The 16,437-nt window shown below is 57.8% G+C and carries 16 protein-coding genes; 11 read left to right on the forward strand and 5 right to left on the reverse strand.

Features of this window, described 5'->3' with window-relative positions:
- The first annotated feature begins 106 nt into the window (after positions 1–106).
- The 5 genes from glcD to K5D32_RS16840 all read left to right on the forward strand — a co-directional run bounded on the left by glcD (position 107) and on the right by K5D32_RS16840 (position 6,653).
- Positions 107–1,606 (forward strand): glycolate oxidase subunit GlcD, encoded by a 1,500-nt coding sequence (gene glcD / locus K5D32_RS16820; protein WP_221601151.1) that lies wholly within the window; start codon positions 107–109, stop codon positions 1,604–1,606.
- Entirely contained in the window at positions 1,606–2,667 is a 1,062-nt protein-coding gene (gene glcE / locus K5D32_RS16825; protein WP_221560732.1) for a glycolate oxidase subunit GlcE, read from the forward strand. The genes glcD and glcE overlap by 1 nt, the downstream gene beginning before the upstream one ends.
- Positions 2,668–2,669: 2 nt before the next feature.
- Positions 2,670–3,902 (forward strand): glycolate oxidase subunit GlcF, encoded by a 1,233-nt coding sequence (gene glcF / locus K5D32_RS16830; protein ID WP_221601153.1) that lies wholly within the window; start codon positions 2,670–2,672, stop codon positions 3,900–3,902.
- Positions 3,903–3,922: 20 nt separating this feature from the next.
- Entirely contained in the window at positions 3,923–4,330 is a 408-nt protein-coding gene (locus tag K5D32_RS16835; RefSeq protein ID WP_221601154.1) for a heme-binding protein, read from the forward strand.
- Between the two features lie 151 nt (positions 4,331–4,481).
- The gene (locus tag K5D32_RS16840) at positions 4,482–6,653 is read left to right on the forward strand and encodes a malate synthase G (RefSeq protein ID WP_221601155.1); all 2,172 of its coding nucleotides are present in this window, start codon (positions 4,482–4,484) and stop codon (positions 6,651–6,653) included.
- 59 nt (positions 6,654–6,712) lie between these two features.
- On the opposite strand, the gene K5D32_RS16845 is transcribed toward K5D32_RS16840, so the two are convergent.
- Positions 6,713–7,729, reverse strand: a complete 1,017-nt coding sequence (locus tag K5D32_RS16845; protein ID WP_221560728.1) for a LacI family DNA-binding transcriptional regulator — start codon at positions 7,727–7,729, stop codon at positions 6,713–6,715.
- A 259-nt stretch (positions 7,730–7,988) separates the two neighbouring features.
- Here K5D32_RS16845 and K5D32_RS16850 point away from each other — a divergent pair, with 259 nt between their 5' ends.
- The 6 genes from K5D32_RS16850 (at position 7,989) to K5D32_RS16875 (ending at position 12,859) form a co-directional block, all read left to right on the forward strand.
- On the forward strand, positions 7,989–8,480 hold the full coding sequence (locus tag K5D32_RS16850; protein WP_025260785.1) for a gluconokinase: 492 nt from the start codon (positions 7,989–7,991) through the stop codon (positions 8,478–8,480).
- A 124-nt stretch (positions 8,481–8,604) separates the two neighbouring features.
- On the forward strand, positions 8,605–9,957 hold the full coding sequence (locus K5D32_RS16855) for a GntP family permease (protein WP_198727514.1): 1,353 nt from the start codon (positions 8,605–8,607) through the stop codon (positions 9,955–9,957).
- Between the two features lie 602 nt (positions 9,958–10,559).
- On the forward strand, positions 10,560–10,748 hold the full coding sequence (gene csrA / locus K5D32_RS16860) for a carbon storage regulator CsrA (RefSeq protein ID WP_002554157.1): 189 nt from the start codon (positions 10,560–10,562) through the stop codon (positions 10,746–10,748).
- 253 nt (positions 10,749–11,001) lie between these two features.
- Entirely contained in the window at positions 11,002–11,643 is a 642-nt protein-coding gene (locus K5D32_RS16865) for a hypothetical protein (RefSeq protein WP_221601156.1), read from the forward strand.
- Positions 11,643–12,056, forward strand: a complete 414-nt coding sequence (locus tag K5D32_RS16870) for a phage holin family protein (RefSeq protein ID WP_221560726.1) — start codon at positions 11,643–11,645, stop codon at positions 12,054–12,056. Before K5D32_RS16865 ends, K5D32_RS16870 begins: the two co-directional genes overlap by 1 nt.
- On the forward strand, positions 12,053–12,859 hold the full coding sequence (locus tag K5D32_RS16875) for a DUF3618 domain-containing protein (protein ID WP_221560725.1): 807 nt from the start codon (positions 12,053–12,055) through the stop codon (positions 12,857–12,859). The genes K5D32_RS16870 and K5D32_RS16875 overlap by 4 nt, the downstream gene beginning before the upstream one ends.
- Before the next feature lie 61 nt (positions 12,860–12,920).
- Here K5D32_RS16875 and K5D32_RS16880 read toward each other — a convergent pair whose 3' ends face one another.
- The 4 genes from K5D32_RS16880 to K5D32_RS16895 all read right to left on the reverse strand — a co-directional run bounded on the left by K5D32_RS16880 (position 12,921) and on the right by K5D32_RS16895 (position 16,426).
- The gene (locus K5D32_RS16880; protein ID WP_221560724.1) at positions 12,921–13,157 is read right to left on the reverse strand and encodes a DUF465 domain-containing protein; all 237 of its coding nucleotides are present in this window, start codon (positions 13,155–13,157) and stop codon (positions 12,921–12,923) included.
- 61 nt (positions 13,158–13,218) lie between these two features.
- Complete coding sequence (locus tag K5D32_RS16885) at positions 13,219–14,655, reverse strand: lysine N(6)-hydroxylase/L-ornithine N(5)-oxygenase family protein (RefSeq protein WP_260407427.1); 1,437 nt, start codon at positions 14,653–14,655, stop codon at positions 13,219–13,221.
- Between the two features lie 637 nt (positions 14,656–15,292).
- Positions 15,293–15,574, reverse strand: coding sequence for a DUF1652 domain-containing protein (locus K5D32_RS16890; RefSeq protein WP_025260792.1), 282 nt, complete (start codon positions 15,572–15,574; stop codon positions 15,293–15,295).
- Positions 15,575–15,943: 369 nt separating this feature from the next.
- Positions 15,944–16,426, reverse strand: coding sequence for a GNAT family N-acetyltransferase (locus K5D32_RS16895; protein WP_025260793.1), 483 nt, complete (start codon positions 16,424–16,426; stop codon positions 15,944–15,946).
- Between the last annotated feature and the right edge of the window lie 11 nt (positions 16,427–16,437).

The following is a 16,437-nucleotide window of genomic DNA, read 5'->3' on the forward strand; positions in this document are numbered from 1 at the left end:
CTGGTTCGACCACTCCTGTAAAGCATGGACAGTAAGGCCCGCAGCACCAATGATGCAAGCCAGTCGCTGTACGCAAGCCCTACAAAAACAACATTTGGGTTGCACCATGAATATTCTTTACGACGAACGCATCGACGGCGCCCTGCCGGAGGTCGACAAGCAGCAACTGCTTGATGATCTGCAACGGCAGTTGCCCGACCTGGACATCCTGCATCGCCCCGAAGAGCTTCGGCCCTACGAATGCGATGGCCTGTCCGCCTATCGCACCACGCCCATGCTGGTGGCATTGCCTCGGCATATCGAAGAAGTACAGACCTTGCTCAGGTTGTGCCACGAACGGCGTGTGCCGGTAGTGGCCCGAGGTGCAGGCACAGGACTTTCCGGTGGAGCCTTGCCCTTGGAGAAAGGCGTGCTGCTGGTAATGGCGCGCTTCAATCAGATCCTGGAAATCGACCCCGCCGCCCGTCTGGCCCGCGTCCAACCGGGCGTGCGCAACCTGGCGATCTCCCAGGCAGCGGCACCCCATGGCCTTTATTACGCGCCGGATCCTTCCTCGCAAATCGCCTGCTCCATCGGCGGCAATGTCGCGGAAAACGCAGGTGGTGTGCATTGCCTCAAGTACGGCCTGACCGTCCACAACCTGCTCAAGGTCGAAATGCTCAGCGTCGAAGGTGAACCCATGACTCTGGGCGGCGAAGCGCTGGACTCGCCGGGCTTCGATCTGCTGGCGCTGTTTACAGGCTCCGAAGGCATGCTGGGTGTCATCACCGAAGTGACAGTCAAGCTGTTGCCCAAACCTCAAGTGGCCAAAGTGCTGCTGGCAGCCTTTGATTCGGTGGAAAAAGCCGGGCGCGCCGTGGGCGACATCATCGCAGCCGGGATCATCCCCGGTGGACTGGAAATGATGGATAACCTGGCGATTCGTGCGGCCGAGGATTTCATCCATGCCGGTTATCCGGTCGATGCCGAAGCCATCCTGCTGTGTGAACTCGATGGCGTCGAAGCCGACGTGAATGATGACTGCCAACGCGTCCGGGAAGTGTTGACCCGCGCCGGTGCCACCGAGCTGCGCCAGGCCAGGGACGAAGCCGAACGGGTGCGCTTCTGGGCCGGGCGCAAGAATGCATTCCCGGCGGTCGGGCGTCTGTCGCCGGATTACTACTGCATGGACGGCACTATTCCGCGCCGTGAGCTGCCCGGTGTCTTGCAGGGCATCACCCGATTGTCCGAAGAATACGGCCTGCGGGTTGCCAATGTGTTCCATGCCGGAGACGGCAACATGCACCCGCTGATTCTGTTCGATGCCAACCAGCCCGGCGAACTGGAGCGCGCCGAAAACCTGGGCGGCAAGATCCTTGAGCTGTGCGTTGCCGTGGGCGGCAGCATCACCGGCGAACACGGTGTTGGCCGCGAGAAGATCAATCAGATGTGTGCCCAGTTCAACAGCGATGAGCTGACCTTTTTCCATGCCATCAAAGCGGCTTTCGACGCTAGTGGCATGCTCAACCCCGGCAAGAACATCCCGACCCTGCATCGCTGTGCGGAATTCGGGGCCATGCATATTCATGCAGGTCAGTTGCCCTTCCCTGAACTGGAGCGTTTCTGATGGCGACCACCCATGACCGCGATGCCAGCCAGAGCCTGCTCGATCAGATCAATCTGGCCCTGCAAGACGCTACGCCCTTGAGGATTCAGGGCGGCAACAGCAAGCATTTCCTGGGCCGCAACGTGACAGGTAAAGTGCTCGACACCCGCGAACACCGGGGCATTGTCAGCTACGACCCCACGGAGCTGGTGATTACCGCTCGCGCCGGCACGCCGTTGAGCGAACTGATGCAAGTACTCGATGATGCCGGGCAGATGTTGCCTTGCGAACCACCGGCGTTTGGTGAAGCGACCATAGGAGGCGTCGTCGCCGCCGGACTGTCCGGGCCGCGCAGGCCATGGTCCGGTTCGGTGCGGGATTTCATGCTGGGTACGCGGGTAATTACCGGGCTGGGCAAGCATTTGCGCTTTGGCGGTGAAGTGATGAAAAACGTCGCCGGTTACGACGTTTCTCGGCTGATGACGGGCAGTCTCGGTTGCCTTGGGCTGTTGACCGAAGTCTCGCTCAAGGTCCTGCCCAAACCGCGCCAGTGCAGCAGCATTGCCCTGGAAATGAACAGTGCTCAGGCTCTGCAACGCCTGGTCCAGTGGGGACAGCAGCCGATGCCGATCAGCGCCGCCAGTCATGATGGCAGCGTCCTGTATCTGCGCCTTGAAGGAGGTGAAGGCTCGGTAAACGCTGCGCGGGACCGACTCGGCGGTCAGGCACTGGACGCCAGTTACTGGCAGAAGCTGAACGAACAGCGCTTGGACTTCTTTCTCGACAGCCGTCCGCTATGGCGCTTGTCGGTCCCCAACAATACTGGCGTGCTGGATTTGCCCGGCGAGCAACTGATCGACTGGGGCGGCGCACAACGCTGGCTGAAATCCGATGCCGAAGGCGACACGATCCGTCGCATGATCAAGGCCATCGGCGGCCATGCAACCTGCTATCAGGCGGGTAACGAAGACAATCCGTTCCAGCCGCTGGCCACACCCTTGCTGCGCTATCACCAACAACTAAAAGCCCGGCTCGATCCACAGGGCATCTTCAACCCTGGCCGAATGTACGCGGAGTTCTGACCATGCAGACCACCCTCAGCGAACACGCCAGACAATTGCCTCGGGCCGAAGAAGCCGAGCGCATCCTGCGCAGTTGCGTGCATTGCGGTTTCTGCAATGCCACCTGCCCGACCTATCAACTACTCGGCGATGAACTGGATGGCCCTCGCGGGCGGATCTATCTGATCAAGCAGGTTCTGGAAGGCAATGAAGTCACCGAGAAAACCCAGTTGCATCTGGACCGCTGTCTGAGCTGCCGCAATTGCGAAACCACCTGCCCTTCCGGCGTGGACTATCACAACCTGCTGGACATCGGACGAGCCGTGGTGGACGCCGCTGTGCCTCGCCCGCTAGGCCAGCGCCTGTTGCGCGACAGCCTTCGCCATGTGGTGCCCCATGCAGGACTGTTCAAGTCCCTGACGCAACTGGGCAATACCTTTCGCCCGTTGCTGCCTGACAGCCTCAAGACCAAACTGCCGGCTTCGATACACCCGGCAGGCACGCGCCCGGCAAACCGCCACGAGCGTCAGGTTCTACTGCTGGAAGGCTGCGTGCAGCCCGGCCTGTCGCCCAATACCAATGCGGCGACTGCCCGAGTGCTGGATCGTCTGGGCATCAGCGTGCTGCCTGTCAGCGAAGCCGGTTGCTGCGGCGCCGTGGACTATCATTTGAACGCTCAGGACGCCGGACTGGACCGGGCGCGGCGCAATATCGATGCCTGGTGGCCCGCCATTGAAAACGGTGCCGAATCCATCGTCCAGACGGCCAGCGGTTGCGGTGCCTTTGTAAAGGACTATGGCCATCTGCTGCGCCACGACTCGGCCTATGCCAGCAAGGCTGCGCGGGTCAGCGCCTTGAGCAAGGATCTGGTGGAAGTGCTGCGCGATGAACCGTTGCAGACGCTTGGCATCAAAAGCGACCTGCGGCTGGCATTCCACTGCCCTTGCACCTTGCAACACGCACAAAAACTGGGCGGGGAAGTCGAGCGAGTGCTGACGCGGCTAGGCTTCAACCTGACAACCGTACCCGACGGGCATTTATGCTGCGGCTCGGCCGGCACCTATTCCATCACCCAGCCAGAGTTATCACGCCAATTGCGCGATAACAGAATGAACGCTCTGGAAAGCGGCAAGCCAAACGTTATAGCCACTGCCAATATCGGCTGCCAGACTCACCTGTCGGGCGCCAACCGGACACCGGTAAGGCACTGGATCGAACTGATCGACCAGGCCCTCAACCCTGCCGAATCTCACTGAAAACCACTCTGGAGAATCCCATGAAAATCAAAGCCGTTCTGACCCAGACCGAAGTCAGCCAGATGCTGACTGCCGCCCGCAACGAGGCGCTGGCCAATGACTGGGCCGTGTCCATTGCCGTGGTCGATGACGGTGGTCACCTTCTGGCCTTCGAGCGTCTGGACGGTGCAGCCGCGATCAGCAGTTACATCAGCATCGAAAAAGCCCGTACTTCCGCACTGGGTCGTCGCGAGTCAAAGGGTTATGAAGAGATGGTCAATGGCGGTCGTACGGCATTTCTCAGCGCGCCGTTGCTGACATCGCTGGAAGGCGGCGTGCCGGTGATTATCGATGGGCAGGTCATCGGTGCCGTGGGCGTCTCCGGCGTGAAAGCGGATCAGGATGCCCAGGTGGCCAAGACCGGGATTGCGGCGCTGAACGCCGATTGATTTGCGCAAAGTGAAGTTTCCGTAGGAGCGAATTCATTCGCGAAAAACTGTACATCCGTCCGAGATATATCGTCTTCAATGACGTCTCGCGGATAAATCCGCTCCTACCTGCCCCTGTTTTCAACAAAACCACCAGGGATGAGGCCTGACCATGACTGATTTCATTAAATGCCAACGCTTGAAAGTGGCGGTCACTCTGCAACGTTTCATCGATGAAGAGGTACTTCCAGGTACCGGGCTTGATCGTGAAGCGTTCTGGGAGGGATTCGATGAGCTGGTTCATGACCTGGCTCCGCTGAACCGCGACCTGCTGGCCGAGCGTGATCGTCTGCAAGGCGAACTGGATAAATGGCACAAGGCACATCCCGGCCCGATCAGCGATATGCCGGCCTACCGCAGCTTTCTGCAATCCATCGGTTATCTGCATCCGATACCGGAGCAGGTCTGCGCGACCACGTCCAATGTAGACCTGGAGATCAGCGATCAGTCCGGCCCGCAACTGGTGGTGCCCGCCAGCAACGCCCGCTACGCTTTGAATGCGGCCAATGCACGCTGGGGTTCGCTGTATGACGCGCTGTACGGCACCGATGTGATTCCCACCAGCGAAGGTGCTGAAATCAGCGCCGGTTACAACCCGCTGCGCGGCGCCAAAGTCATTGTCTTTGCCCGCGAACTGCTGGACGAAATCGCGCCCCTCGCCCGTGGCACGCATATCGATGCCCGGCATTACGCAGTCAACGATGGCAAGCTGGTGATCCGGCTGGCCGATGACAGCGAAACCGGCCTGCAACAGCCGGAAAAATACCTCGGCTATCAGGGCGACCCTCAGCATCCCACTGCCGTGCTGCTGAAGAACAATGGCCTGCATGTTGAAATACAGATCGATCACAAGCACGCCATTGGCAGCAATGATGTGGCCGGTATCAAGGACCTGCTGATCGAGTCAGCACTGTCGACCATCATCGACTGCGAAGACTCGGTGACGGCCGTGGATGCCGACGACAAGGTGTCGGTCTATCGCAACTGGCTGGGCCTGATGAAAGGCGACCTGAGCGAAGAGCTGGTAAAAGGCGGCAAGACCATCACCCGCCGCCTCAATGCCGATCGCGCCTACCAGGCGGCCAACGGTGGTGAGCTGAAGCTGCCGGGCCGCTCGCTGTTGTTGATCCGCAACGTCGGCCACCTGATGACCAACCCGGCCATTCTGGATCGTCAGGAACATGAGATTCCCGAAGGCATTCTCGACGGCGTGATAACCAGCCTGATCGGTCTGCATGACCTCAAGCGCCGCGGCAATTCACGGGCAGGCAGTATCTACATCGTCAAACCCAAGATGCACGGCCCCCAGGAAGTGGCATTCGCCGATCATCTGTTCAGCCGCATCGAGGACCTGCTCAAGCTGCCGCGACACACCCTGAAAATGGGCATCATGGACGAAGAGCGCCGCACCAGCGTCAACCTCAAGGCCTGCATCGAAGCCGCCTCGGCGCGGGTTGCGTTTATCAACACCGGCTTTCTGGATCGCACCGGCGACGAGATCCACAGCGCCATGCAGGCTGGCCCGGTGCTGCGCAAGGGCGACATGAAAAACACGCCCTGGATCAAGGCCTACGAGCGTAACAATGTGCTGGTCGGTCTGAACTGCGGCCTGCGCGGACGGGCGCAGATCGGCAAGGGCATGTGGGCAATGCCTGATCGCATGGCCGATATGCTGGAGCAGAAAATCATCCATCCACAGGCGGGCGCCACTACCGCCTGGGTGCCATCGCCGACCGCTGCGACCTTGCATGCGCTGCACTATCACAAGGTCGAGGTGCGCAAGATTCAGAAAGAGCTGCAACAGATAAAACTGGCCGATATCAGCGAACAACTGCTGGATGACCTGTTGAGCATCCCGGTTGTCGACAAGCCTGACTGGTCTCTGGACCAGATCCGCTCAGAAGTCGAAAACAATGCTCAAGGCCTGCTCGGTTATGTGGTGCGCTGGGTCGAACAGGGCGTCGGTTGCTCCAAGGTGCCGGACATCCACAACGTCGGCCTGATGGAGGATCGGGCAACGCTGCGCATCTCAAGCCAGCACATGGCCAACTGGCTGCAGCATGGGGTCATCAAGCGAGAGTTCGTGCTCGGCATTCTGGAGCAGATGGCCAGAGTGGTCGACAAGCAGAATGCCGGAGATTCGCACTATCGCCCCATGGCGACTGACTTCAAGAAATCCGTCGCCTTCCAGGCCGCCTGTGCGCTGGTGCTCAAAGGCACCGAACAACCCAGCGGCTATACCGAGCCGTTGCTGCATGCGTTTCGGTTGGAGTTCAAAAAGTAGGAGTGAATTTATTCGCGAAGGGTATTTTTTCGCGAATGAATTCGCTCCTACCGGGGTCGTCAGGAGCTTTCGCGTACCACCAGCTCAAAGCCCAGATCCACATGAGGTGGCTGGGCCAGCCCTTCAAGCAGGCCCAGCAACAACTGTGCGGCACGCTGGCCGACTTCCTGGCGGGGGGTGCGGATCGAGGTCAGGCGCGGGACCATGTGGGCCGAGCCTGGCAGATCGTTGAACCCCACCAGGGAGACCTGCTGCGGAATCGCAATGCCACGACGCAAGGCTTCCAGGGACGCGCCTTGTGCCAGGTCGTCGTTGCAGAAAAAGATCCCGTCCACATCGGGATGCCGATCCAGCAACTGAGCAAACAACTCGCTGCCCAGGCCGATGGAAGACGGTTGCGGAGTCGAGACTTGCAGCTCGGGGTCGAACAGTCCGGCCTCTTCCAGCACCTGCCGAAAACCCGCACCACGGCGCAATACCCGTGGGTCGAGCTGAGCCGCCATATACACAAGACGCTTGCGACCACGCCCCAGCAGATGACGCGCTGCCTGGGCTCCGGCGTCTTCCTGGGAAAAGCCGACACAGTAAGCCTCGCGCTCGGCATCCAGTTCCATCATGTGTACACAGGGAATGCCGCTGGACTCCAACATCTGGCGCGCCGCCGGTGTGTGGTCGAAACCGGTCAGCAGGATGCCTCTGGGGCGATTGACCAGATGGTTGCGCAGCAGTTTTTCTTCTTCGTCGGGGGAGTAGTGATAGTTGCCGATCATCACTTCCAGCCCGCGGGTACGCAGCACGCCCTGAATGGCTTCCAGGGTTTCGATGAACAACTGGTTGGAGAGCGACGGCACCAGCACTACGACCGTCTGGCTGAAGGATGAAGCCAGGGCTCGGGCTGCGGGATTGGCGACATAGCCAAGGTTCTGCGCCGCCGTGCGAACCTTGTCCACCAGCTCCGGCGCGACAGTGGCAACACCACGCAATGCACGTGATGCCGTGATAGGCGATACACCAGCAAGTTGCGCTACTTCGTTGAGGGTCGGACGGCCTGTCGAGCGGGAACCAATGCGTGTCATTTATTGCCAACTAACATAGGGGTTGCAAAAAGTGTTCATTGCCCCCTAAGGTAGCGCTGTCTCATGGACCGTGACAATGCTTTCTCGCGGCTGATCACTGCGCAGAACAGCCTGCAATGGCATGGCTACACCTAAAACAACGACAAGAACTGGAACAGACCCGACTGAATCTTCTGTCTACCGGACAAAGACAGCGCTGTCTCCAGATGAGGTATCTAATGTGACAACTGCGAAAACTGCTATTTCCGCCATCGTGGTGATGGGTGTTTCCGGCTGCGGCAAGAGTGTGGTCGGCGCAGAAATTGCCCTCAACAGTGGTGGTCGCCTGATCGAAGGCGATGTCTTTCACCCTGCCGCCAACATCGAAAAGATGAGCGCCGGCATCCCCCTCAACGATGAAGACCGCGCCGGCTGGCTGACACGCCTGGGCGAGGAAATGGCTGCGGCCCTGGAAAACGGCGAGCGTCCGGTCCTGACCTGCTCTTCCCTCAAGCTTCGCTACCGCGAACGCCTGCGCGAAGCCGTACCGGGTCTGGGCTTTGTCTTTCTGGAGTTGAGCAAGGAAGTCGCAACCGACCGCTGTGCCCATCGACCGGGGCACTTCATGCCGGCCAGTCTGGTGGACAGCCAGTTTGCGGCACTCGAGCCACCCCATGGTGAACCCAGGACTCTGGTCGTCGATGCGACTCAGTCGGTGGACGCCATTGGCAAGCAAGCGGCGGCATGGTGGGAAGACTCGCGAGGCGGCTAAAGGCGTGAGTGCGAAAGACAGCGCTGTCTTGAAAACGGGACAGCGTCGAGTTGCAGGGCGAGATCGCTCTACGATCACGCCATTGAATGGCTCCTAAAAACAAAGACAACCGGAGAGACCTCCCATGTTCGGTATGACCCATGAGACGTACCTGCTGATCGATGCGCTGGTAACCGTCGTCGGCCTTGTGCTGCTGATTACCAAATTCAAAGTCCACCCCTTCGTTGCACTGACCATTGCAGCGGGCTTCCTGGGCCTGACCTCCGGGATGCCGGTGGAAAAGGTCATGAAATCGTTCCAGGACGGTTTCGGTGGCGTACTGGGCTTCGTCGGCATCATTCTTGGCCTGGGCACCATGCTCGGCAAGCTGATGGCTGACTCGGGCGGCGCGGATCAGATCGCGCAAACACTGATTCGCACCTTCGGCAAGCAGAAAGTGCATTGGGCGATGATGCTGTCCGCGTTCCTGGTCGGTATCCCGCTGTTCTTCGAGATCGGCTTTGTACTGTTGATCCCGCTGGTGTTCATCGTGGCACGTCGCACTGGCGTATCGATCGTCAAGATCGGTATCCCGCTGCTGGCAGGCCTGTCGGCCGTTCACGGTCTGGTACCACCGCATCCGGGCCCGCTGCTGGCCATCGGGATTTTCGGTGCCGACATCGGCAAGACCATTTTTTATGGCCTGATCATCGCTCTGCCGACTGCCGTCATTGCTGGCCCGATCTATGGCAAATGGATTTCCAGGTACATTCCCGGCACGCCTTCCCAGGAGCTGATGGATCAGATCGCCAAGGAGTCGAGCACGCAAAACCTGCCTGGCTTCGGCATCACCCTGGTGACGATCCTGCTGCCGGTCTTCCTGATGCTGCTCAAGACATTTGCCGACGTGGTATTCCCGCCGGAAAACATGTTCCGCATCTGGATGGACCTGATCGGTCACCCGATCAGCGCCCTGCTCGCAGCCCTGTTGCTGGCGTTCTACACCTTCGGTTCGGCACGTGGCTTTGACCGCACCAAGATCATGAAGCTGTTGGACCAGAGCCTGGCACCTGTCGCGGCCATCGTTCTGATTGTCGGCGCGGGTGGTGGTTTCAAACAGATGCTGGTGGCCAGTGGCGTGGGTGATGTCATCGGTAACATGGCGGTGCAGGCGCAGGTCAACCCGCTCCTTCTGGCCTGGCTGGTGGCTGCGGTCATTCGTATCGCGACCGGTTCCGCCACCGTGGCAACCATTACCGGCGCAGGTATCGTTGCTCCAGTAGTGGGCCTGATTCCGGGCGTCAACCGTGAACTGCTGGTATTGGCTACCGGTGCGGGTTCGTTGATCCTGTCCCATGTAAACGATGCCGGCTTCTGGCTGGTCAAGCAGTACTTCAACATGACCGTGGCAGAAACTTTCAAGACCTGGACCGTCATGGAAACCATCCTCTCGGTGGTCGGCCTGATCTTTGTCCTGTTGCTGTCGATGGTCGTTTAACGACGTCCGATGCAATGAAGTCTTCGCGGGCACTAGATGTCCGCGAAGACTGTTTCCCTTCCCTGGCATCGTTGTCTTACATGCCGTCCAGGACCAGTCCTTTATACGACCCCCCTAGTTGAGCGAGCCCCTCGAAAACAAGGCTCTGGCGCACTGCGCGCACCTGCACGGCGCTGTAAAACGCTCTCGGATTCAGCCTGAAATCCTATTTCCTACGCTCAACTACACGCTTTCACTTTGAAATATCAGAAAGCTCGGGCAATGTTTCAAAGTAATGCCTACGCTTACATATGTCAGGGAGTTGACCCTCTCAACGCCCTCCTGAAAGCTGGCGGTAATGGCGAGGTACGCTGCGGCTCACGTTACTTTTTACTTTCCACCAGTAATTACGGGCATTTTCGTGCCAAAACGGGCAGAATTGGCGTACTCGTCGTATCGTTGATGCAAATCTCGATGACAAGAAAATGACCCGAGGGAATTAATTTCAACGCTGCAACGTCATACGATGGATGCATTTGGATGTACTCGGCAACAATCACCACGCAAAGGCAAACGCCAGCCTCTTGAGAGAGGCGTTTCAAGAGGCCATCAAGGAAAAGATTATGTTGATACTCACTCGCAAAGTAGGCGAAAGCATAAACATCGGTGACGAAATCACCGTGACGATTCTTGGCGTTCAAGGACTGCAAGTCCGGCTAGGTATCAATGCACCGAAAAATGTCTCCGTGCATCGTGAAGAGATCTACAAGCGCATCCAGGCAGAACTGGCTCCAAACCAAGACCCACAATAATTCCCGCGACACCCTCCTCTATTCAGCTGATCTGCCGTCCAATCGGCAGATCGGCCATACGGCGCCTCAAGGGGCGCCGTTTTTTCTCCCCCGCCTTCAAGCCCCGCCACTCCCGGCCCTGACCACTTGTCATTCACCCGGAACATCGCTTCAACCCCGTAAGTCCACCTCAAGCAAGCAGATCAATGCCAGCCCGTTGTACGTAGTGAGCCGCGCATTCTCTTTTACCTGACGACACGAACGGTGAATGACAATGGCAACCATCAATGACCCCTCCATCAGCAGCAGACCGACAGGCCAGGAGCCTTTGTCGGGGTTGCATGACGACACGCTGAATCCTCTGAACCACACGAAGGAGCAAGACAACGCAACATTCGATCAGTATCGCGATACCGCAGCGGATCAGATCGACAACCTCGCAAACGATGCCCAGTCAGCCGCAAGACAGATCTCGGACAACGACACCTTGGGCCTGTCCCGGTACGTCTCGGATATCGCCCGGGGTCTCAATGGTCTGGCAGAAAAGCTGCGGGGCAAAAATACCGATGAATTGTTACAGGATGCAGGAAAGCTGGCCCGTGATAATCCGATGCTGTTCATCGGCGGCAGTGTTGCCCTGGGCCTGGGGCTTTCACGGTTACTCAAGGCATCGTTACCCGCAACAGATAGCACCTCTTCGGCCAGCGACACAGCTTACGACCCCATCAGCCCGTCGACACTTACCGCAGAAGAGATAGTCGCCACTCACCCGCACTCCGACGATGTCCTGCACAGCGCCAGGCCCGGAATGGGCATTCCCGATAGCCCTGCCGCCACCGAGTTCAACGATGATCCTGTCGATGACCTCTCCCGTACAGGCTCAACCGGGAATGACCTGTCAAAAGGAGGTGTGTGATGAAGACGCCAACCGATCTTCCGGAAGGGTCCGAAAACGATACCTCGGTACTGGGCCTGATCCGGCAACTGGCGCATGAGGTTCCCGCGCTGATCAACAAGGAAATAGCGCTGGCCAAGGCTGAAATCAGGGAATCGGTCCAGACCTCCAGGCAAGCACTCATGTCCATCGGCATCGGTGCAATCATGATTCTGGGCGGTTTTATCGTCTTGCTGCAGGCAGTGGTCTATGTGCTGACCCACTTCATGGCCTCATGGCTGGCCGCCTTGATTGTTGCCGTGGTCGTGATGATTGTGGGTTATCTGATGATCATGGCCGGCAACAAGAAGCTCGAACCCTCCAACCTTGCACCTGAACGTACCGCCAGCACCTTGCAGAAAGACAAGGACGCCATCCAGAGGAAAGTCTCATGAGCATAGACAGCAGCTTCGACACCCCGGAAAACTTTGAAGCGCAATCGAAAAAGAGTCCGGAAACCCTGGAGCAGGAAATCGATGAGCAACGTTCCAATATCGGCAATATCGTCGATGCCCTCGAAAAAAAGATATCCCCCGGCCAATGGGTCGATCAGGCCCTGGCCTACGTTCGGGAAAACGGCGGCGAGTTTGCGGGTAATCTGGGCAATAACGTCAAGGCCAACCCGGTGCCTGCCGTGCTGGCATCGGTGAGCATACTCTGGTTGATGCTGGGCAGCCGCACGCCCTCACCCGGCCCTTCGGCGATCGATAATGCTGGCAGGAAGGTCAGCGACATCGCGGGAAGCGTGGGCGACAGCCTGAGCAGCGCCAAGGCCCGGATTCAGGAGACCGCCGCCCGCATGAAAGACAAGGGTGGCCAGGTGACTGACAGTATCGGGGAGAAATTCTCGTCCTCCTCAAGCCACGGCACAGTCGACACACTTCAGGAAAAACGCCTCAGGATGCAATCCAGCGCCAGCACCCTGCTGCGCGAGCAGCCCATGACCGTCGCCGCCATAGGTCTTGCAGTGGGGGCGATCATCGGCGCGGCCTTGCCCGCCAGTGAGCGTGAAAAGCAGTTGATCGGTCAGGCCCGCGACAAGCTGATCAATACACCCGCACAGCAAAATGGCCATGAGCGGTTTTCGTCGACAGACACTGGCCCCACTCCCGGCGGGTCGTCTTTGTCGGACCGGCATGACGGCCTTGGCACCCCCTTGCCGGGCACCTCGTCAGGAACCTCGCCCGGCCTGGGTTGAGGCTCAGGCAAACAGCCCGGCAGAGGCCGGGCCGTTTGCAACGGTCATGGTTTGAGCGCTCTTACTTGAGAAGGCACTGCACGATTCTGTCCTTCACCAGCAGACGTCTTTCCTTGAGCTTCTTGAGTTCATCGTCAGCAATCCCGCCCGCCAGTCCCTTTTCGGCATCGATCACCCGAGTGTCTGTATCGTCGTAGTCCGCGAGCAGTTGCTGCAACTTCGCATCGCCCTTGCTGCGCTGTACGACCTCTTCCCGGGTCAGTTGCAAATCCGCGAATAGATCATGTTTGACTGGCATGGATGACATCTCCTGAAAAGCGACTGAATCATGAGCCTAGCATCTAGAGTGCAGGCACGACTCAGCCCTGAAAGTTCAGAACAAGCGACGTCTGGGACGCCCGCACGGGAGCGCGCTCTTCCAGTTGCAACACATGGCTTTGACGGGGAGGTTCGAGGGACAAGGTCTTGTCCTGCAACCTCGCCAGTACGGCATCGATCACCGCCCGGCTGGCATCGTGGTGAAACTGCCAGACGCCATAGATACGCCCATCGAAAGAAGGTTCGCTGCCCAGTTGCGGGTCAGCCTTCAGGCCAGCGCCTATGCCGAACAGATGCAGCCCCTTCAGGCGACGGCCGAACTGATCCAGCGGACAGCCCGATGCATCGGAATCCAGCCCGCCCTTGGTCTCAGACAGGCGCAAGGCACGACCGTCCGGGTCAGTCAGGGATGGCAAGCGTGGCTGATAACCCGTGCACTGGACCACAACCCCAGACTCGGCCAATGCCTGCTCCGCCTTTTCATAGTGCCCGTCAGGCCCGCCGCTGGTCTGCAGCAATTGCACGCGAACGCCCGTCTTGCCGATCCGTCCGTTCCTGAGCGCTTCGCAGCCGATATCCAGCGCTCTGTAGCGCAAGCCTCCGGAGCGGTTGATACGGCCCGATATCGGACAGATATCGGATTGCGGATCAAACGCATAACCGGCCGCCACGGCCTGCTCGGCACTTTCATAGAACAGGCGAATGCGCGTGCGGTGGATCAGGGTCACTTCCTGCAAACCGGCGAACTCCAGAGCATCGGCCAGGTTCTCCAGGACCGAAAAAGCACTGTGGGAACCTCCAACTACGGTTATTCGCCTGCCACTGGCCAAAGCCGGCGCGAAGACTTCACGCAGTTGAATGGCGTTCATGCGCAGGAGCTGGTCAGAGCTCTGGATATTCATGGACGTCGACAACACCAGCCCATCCTCGGCCAGACCGCGAACCAGATGCCGGGGGTCCTGACGACCACCCAGGTTGAGCACCAGGGTTCTGCAATGGATCAGGCGCATGCAACCTTCGGTTTCCACCTTGAGGCAGAACCCGTCTTCTGCACAAATCACCTCGGTAATGGTCGTGCAACGCCAGATCTTCGCCCCGTAATGACGAACGATATGGTTTAGCAGCAGACTGGATGCCTCAGCCATCAACTGGCCGACATCTGACAACTGCGGGGCACTCTGGGCCTGGCCTCTGATACGCCAGTAGGCCGGTGAAGACTCCAGAGGCTTGAACACCTCACTCAATGCAGGGTCACGCAGGCAATCAATGAAGACATCCCCAACCGAGTTGGCCGTGATGCGGTACTGCCCCAACATTCCCGTTCCGGGATTGTCGCTGGCATCGACCACGATCAGGCCATTGCGCGCAATATCGGCCAACGTACCACTTTTCAACGCGTTGAATAAAAAGCCCATGCCCGCGAGCCCGGCGCCTCCTACAACACATCCACATGCTGTTTCCAACTGTTCTTCAAACATGATGAGGCTCCATCGTCATATAAATACGTTGGTGCAGTCCAGAAGTTCTGGAAGTTATACGCAGGGCACAACGCTCAAGAAAAAGACCCCGAGCAAAGAACGCTTGTTATTGTATTTATGAGTCGCGCATCACGACGTAGATACAGAAGCGAGATTCAAAAAACCCTTGGCTCAGCATAAATAATTTCATATTCAATAAAACTGAACATAAAGCTACCGCCAGCCCGTTAAATGGACAGGGATCGAACACTCAAGAAACCAGGGACATATCCAGCCGAAACCGGATAGAAGAGAAAGGGTTGAATGGATATTTGCAAAGAACCGGCAATGTGTCAAATAAACCGCGACACCCCTTTACAAAATGATACCAATTTCATAAGCACATGATAATTATGAAAATATTTTTTTGACACCCTGATAAACTGCCCATCATGACCATTTTCCCGGCAATTCATGCTGTTTTATTTTTAGATCGCATGGCTGAAAATCCGCAAAAGACCAACGCCAGCAAATTGACCTTGTGCAAGCAAGTGCGCGTGAAATACGAAAATACTCAATAATCGCACACACTAAAACGCCCCGGCCATTGATGACCGGGGCGTTGTGAATAGCGCGTCCCGAGGGCGCCTGAGGCGACTCAGGCTATGTGATAGTGAGGTTGAAGCTGTGCGTGGTGAGCATGCTCATCGCGCAGCTCAGCGACCAGATCGGAAATATCACGGCTGGTCTTGAGCCTTTCGAGAGAAATTCCGGTTACCGAAAGCTCTACACGCCCGGTAGATGGATCAATGATCTGCACCGACAGGGTGGTCCTTGCGGGCGAAAGGCCCGGTACCACCGTACAGGTACAACTCAACGGTAAAAAAGCAACTTCAATGATATTTCGCAATTCCAGCGTAGACAGTCCACAAGCGATCATTTGCCATCTCCTTATTATCAAGCGCTGCAGGTTTCAGCAGTTTTCCAATGCTTTTTTAGTTTACCGCCCAAGCGAGACATTCCATTGCCCGCCAACTAATTACGCACACCTACTGCATATAAACCTGTTTATACGCCTCTCCTTCCTGCCAGGCAAATTTCTCCACCTGCCCACTAATATAGCACCTCACTGGAATTATTCAGGATAATTGGCAGAAAAAACGTTTCACTACAGCACTTCAGCGCTTTTATGCTCACGCCTGCCAGAAAAACAACTTATTGATCCACTGAAAAGACTGACAGACGGTTCATGAACCGACGAAAAACAATGTGCGGGTTCTACGCCCCCTTGAAGAACCCGCACAGAGTATTAATCCGGCGTTCTGGGCAAACGCAAATGGATCAGGGCCACACGGGCCCCATGCTTGTCTCTGCGCTCTTCAATGGCAAAGGGTCGAAAACCCATGCGCGGATAAAACAGCAGGCCCGGAACGTTGTGGTTGAAGCATGAGGCCGTCAGCTCGGTGGCTTCGTGCTTGTCGAACGCGATATTCATCATGCAATTGATCATGTAACGCCCTACCCCCTTGGCACGGGCCTTGGGAGCAATGATCACATTGCCCAGCGAGCAGCGGCCCCGAAAGTCCGAACGGGAAAAATTGGCAAAACCGACCACCTCGCCATTCATCTCGATGACGGTGGAGTCAAAACGATTCTCCATGGCTTCCTTGAGCTGAGGCGCTGTCAATGGATAGACCGCCCGGGGAAACATGTAAAACAACTCGTCGGCATTCTGAGGCAGCTCACACACGATAGGGATGTCTTTCTCTTCCATGGGACGGTGATGGAACATTGAGCGGTAAC

The organism is Pseudomonas cichorii, assembly GCF_019719005.1.
In the GTDB taxonomy this organism is placed as follows: domain Bacteria; phylum Pseudomonadota; class Gammaproteobacteria; order Pseudomonadales; family Pseudomonadaceae; genus Aquipseudomonas; species Aquipseudomonas cichorii_E.